General features: G+C 77.4%; 2 protein-coding genes and 1 pseudogene. 1 reads left to right on the plus strand and 2 read right to left on the minus strand.

Annotated elements, in window-relative coordinates:
* Together KK617_RS18485 and KK617_RS18490 are read right to left on the minus strand one after the other, a co-directional pair.
* A pseudogene (locus KK617_RS18485) lies at positions 1–1,104 on the minus strand (hypothetical protein); the annotation flags it as partial.
* Entirely contained in the window at positions 1,101–1,925 is an 825-nt protein-coding gene (locus tag KK617_RS18490) for a protein phosphatase 2C domain-containing protein (protein WP_277501658.1), read from the minus strand. The pseudogene KK617_RS18485 and the gene KK617_RS18490, both read right to left, overlap by 4 nt.
* A 57-nt stretch (positions 1,926–1,982) precedes the next feature.
* Between KK617_RS18490 and KK617_RS18495 the strand changes: the two genes are divergently transcribed.
* Positions 1,983–3,982 (plus strand): helicase-associated domain-containing protein (locus KK617_RS18495; protein WP_277501659.1); only part of this gene is annotated, 2,000 nt, incomplete at its 3' end.

Genomic DNA, 3,982 nt, shown 5'->3' on the forward strand with positions numbered 1-3,982 from the left:
CGGCTCGGCGCCGTGGTCGCCGCCCGCGGCGGCCTGGTCGTGGCCGAACGGCGGCGGCGGGGGCGGCGGGTCGTGGCGCGGGGCCGGCTCCTCGAAGTCGCCCAGGGGCGGGGGCGGCGGCGGGTAGGCGTCGCTCAGCGGGTCGTCCCCGGCCGGTACGGCGTGCCCGCCGTCGTGCGCCGGGGCGTCGTCGAAGCCGCCCACCGGGAACGGCGAGGCCGGGGGCACGGGGGCGCGCGGCGGGAGAGGGGGCATGGGCGGCATGCCGGCGTCGTCCGGCGCCGGGGCCGGAGGCGACTTCACGAGGTCGAACGGCGCCGGGGCGGCGGAGGAGGCCGGTTGCTGCTCCCCCTCGTCCTCGTCCTCGACGTCGCCCGCGGCCTCCGCCGCGATCTCCCCCAGCTCCTCGTCGGGCACGTCGCCCGGCAGGTCGTCGGGCCGCTCCTCGACGGGAGCGGCGGCCTCGTCGCCCGGCGCCTCGGCGGGGACCTCGGGCTCGGGGACGGTGTCGACGCCGAGCGGGTCGGGCGCGGCCGGCACCTCGACGGGCGAGATGACGGCCACGGGGGCCGCCGGGGCGGCGACCGCACCGCCGTCGCCCAGCGCCTCGGCCGGGACCGGGCGCGGCGCCGTACGGGCGGGGGTGTCGACGCGCGCGACGCGCACGAGCCCGGAGGCGATGGGCAGGTCGGCGGCGTCGTCGGCGAGCTCGGTGTCGTCGGCGCCCTCGAGGACGACGGCGTGGCTGGTGACGTCGGTGAGGGTCCGCTCGACCCAGGTGGAGGCGGCCAGGCCGGAGACCTCGACCTCGTCGTCGGGCAGCGTGAAGGTGACGCTCGCGCCGCCGCGGACGACGACGCGCACCGTGGTGCCCTCGTGGCCGAGCAGCACGAAGCCCGGGAGGTCGCGCAGGCCGGAGGTGATGAGGGCGTCGAGCACCTCGTCGAAGCCCGCTCCGTCGTCGACGAGCGCCCACAGCGCGGCGACGCGGCGCTTCTCGCTCGGCGGCAGGAGCACCGAGGCGCCCGTGCCGAACACGGCGAACCAGGAGCCCGGCCGGTAGGACCGGGCGACGGCGCCCGTCGTGCTCACGTGCTCTGTCATGGCAGTGCTCCCAGCTTCTCCTCGAGACTCTGCTGCTGCTGGGCCGAGTCGTAGACCTGCCCGGACCGCGCCAATCCCACCACATCGACCACGACCGCCGTGGCGTTGTCCTGGCCACCGGCCTCCACCGCGGCCGCGACCACCCGCTCGGCGGCGTCGCGGGGGTCGGGGGTGTCGCGCAGGATCCCGGCGATCGCCTCGCCGTCGATCATGCCGCTCACCCCGTCGCTGCAGAGCACGATCCGCTCGGCGGACGCGAGCGGCAGCAGGAAGAAGTCGGGCTGGTCGAAGCCCGGCCCGCCCAGCGCACGCGTGATGACGTTGCGCCGGGGGTGCGTCGCCATCTCGGCGGCGCTGATGTGGCCGGCGTCGAACATCTCCTGCACGACCGAGTGGTCGATGCTCACCTGGTCGAGGTCGCCGTCGCTCAGCTTGTAGATGCGGGAGTCGCCGAGGTTGGCCAGCAGCCACTTCGGCACCCCCTCGTCCTCCACCACGAGCGCGACGACGGCGGTGGTGCCGGAGTACCAGTCGGGCTGGCCGGCCGTGCGCATGTCCTCGGCCCGCTCGAGCAGCCGGCCGTGGCAGGAGCGCAGCGAGGCGATGACGAGCTCGGCGCCGCGCTCGGCGTCGCACGCGGCGTCGGTCAGCAGCGCGAACTCCTCGACCACCATGCGGCTCGCGACGTCGCCGTCGTCGTGGCCGCCCATGCCGTCGGCGACGACGAAGACGGGGGGCTGGGCCAGGAACGCGTCCTGGTTGGTGGCGCGCACCCGGCCGACGTCGGTCGCGGAGCCGTAGTGCAGCTCGACCTCGTTCACCGAGCCGTCCCCCCGGTTCCTCCGACGCTCGCGCGCTCGACCAGTAGCGTGAGGGGGATGTCCGCAGCAGCCACGCCTCCCCCGGCGTACCGGAGCCTCGCCGACCAGCTGCGCAGCTGGTCGGACGAGCAGCTCACCCGTCTGCTCCACGCACGACCCGACCTCGCCACTCCCGCTCCCCACGACTCGGGCCAGCTCGCGTCGCGAGCGGCCACCCGTGCATCCGTCCTCCGCGCCCTCGACCGGCTGGACCGGTGGGAGCTGCTGGTCCTGCATTCCCAGGTGCTCGTCGGGCAAACCCCCGCATGGACGGCCGCCGACGTGCTGGGCGTGACGCTACCGAGCGACCGCTCGCGGGTGGACGCCGCGCTCGCGCGGCTCGTCGACCAGGCGCTGCTGTGGCAGTCCCCCGACGGCCTGCGCCCGCTCTCGACCGTCCCCGACGCGCTCGGTGTCGGCCCCGTCGAGACGCGCGTGCCGCTCGAGCCGCTGACCGCCGACGCGCTCGCGCCCGACGCGGTGCGCGCGGGCCTCGCGGCGCTGTCCGAGCCGGCCCGGGCCCTGCTCGACCACGTGCACGCGCACGGCGGGCGGGGCACGACGAAGGAGGACCTGCGCGACGCCACGGCCCCGAGCACCCCGGTCACCGAGCTCGTCGCCGCCGGCCTGCTGCGGCCCCGCGGCACCGGCGAGGTCCGGGTGCCCGGCGAGGTGGGGGTGGTGCTCGGCACCGGGATCGCCGTCGACGACCTGACCGCGCCGCCGCTGGCGACGTCGACCCGCGACGCCGCCGTCGTGGACCGCGCCGGCGCAGGCGCCGCCTTCGAGCTGGTACGGCGCACCGAGCTGCTGCTGGACACCTGGGGCACGCGCCCACCCGGGCTGCTGCGTGCGGGCGGGCTCGCGGTGCGGGACCTCCGGGCCGCGGCCGCGGCCCTGCAGGTCGGCGAGCCGGAGGCCGCGCTCGTCGTCGAGGTCGCCCACGCCGCCGGGCTGCTCGCCGAGGGCGTCGACGGGGACGGGGACCCGGTGTGGGTGCCGACCGACGCGTACGACGCGTGGGTCACCCGCGACGTGGCCGCCCGCTGGCTCGTGCTGGCGCAGGCCTGGCTGGACTCGTCGCGGCTGGTCGGCCTGGTCGGGCGGCGCGACGAGCGCACCCGCAAGGCCGCCAACGCCCTCGAGCCCGACCTCACCCACCCGGTCGCGGCCGAGACCCGCCGTACCACCCTCGACGTGCTGCTGCGCGAGCTGCCCGCCGGCGAGGTGCTGGCGTCGGGCACGGGACCGGCCTCGGTGGTCGCCCACGTGCGGTGGCTGCGGCCGCGGCGCCCGCCGCTGCGCGACGAGGTCGTCGTGTGGTCGCTCGAGGAGGCGGCCGTGCTCGGTCTCGTCGCCCTCGGGGGCCTCACCACGGCGGCGCGGGCCGTGCTGGCCGACGACGGCGAGCGGGGCGTCGCCGCCCTCGACACTCTGCTGCCCGACCCGGTGGACCGCGTGCTGCTGCAGGCCGACCTCACGGCCGTCGCCCCCGGGCCGCTGGAGGCCGAGCTGGCGCGCCGGCTGCAGCTCGTCGCCGACCTGGAGTCGGCGGGCGGCGCCGCGGTCTACCGCTTCTCGGCCTCGTCGGTGCGGCGCGCCTTCGACGTGGGCTGGAGCGCCTCGGACGTGCACGCGTTCGTCGCCGAGGTGTCGGCGACCCCTGTCCCGCAGCCGCTCACCTACCTCGTCGACGACGTCGCCCGCACCTTCGGCACCCTGCGGGTCGGCCACGCCGAGGCGTTCGTGCGCACGGACGACGAGACGGCGCTGACCTCCCTGCTCCACGACCCCCGGGCTGCGTCGCTCGGGCTGCGGCGGATCGCGCCGACGGTGGTGGTGAGCGCCGTACCCATCGACGTGCTGCTGCCCCGCCTGCGCGAGCTGGGCACGGCCCCGGTGGTCGAGGCGCCCGACGGCACGGTGCGGGTGGCGCGACCCGACGTGCTGCGGGCCCGCGTGCCCCGCACGCGGCGGGTGGCGGGCGCGAGCGCGGCGCGGGAGGCCGCGCACGCCTC

This window comes from Nocardioides sp. ChNu-99 (assembly GCF_029493445.1).
GTDB lineage: Bacteria > Actinomycetota > Actinomycetes > Propionibacteriales > Nocardioidaceae > Nocardioides.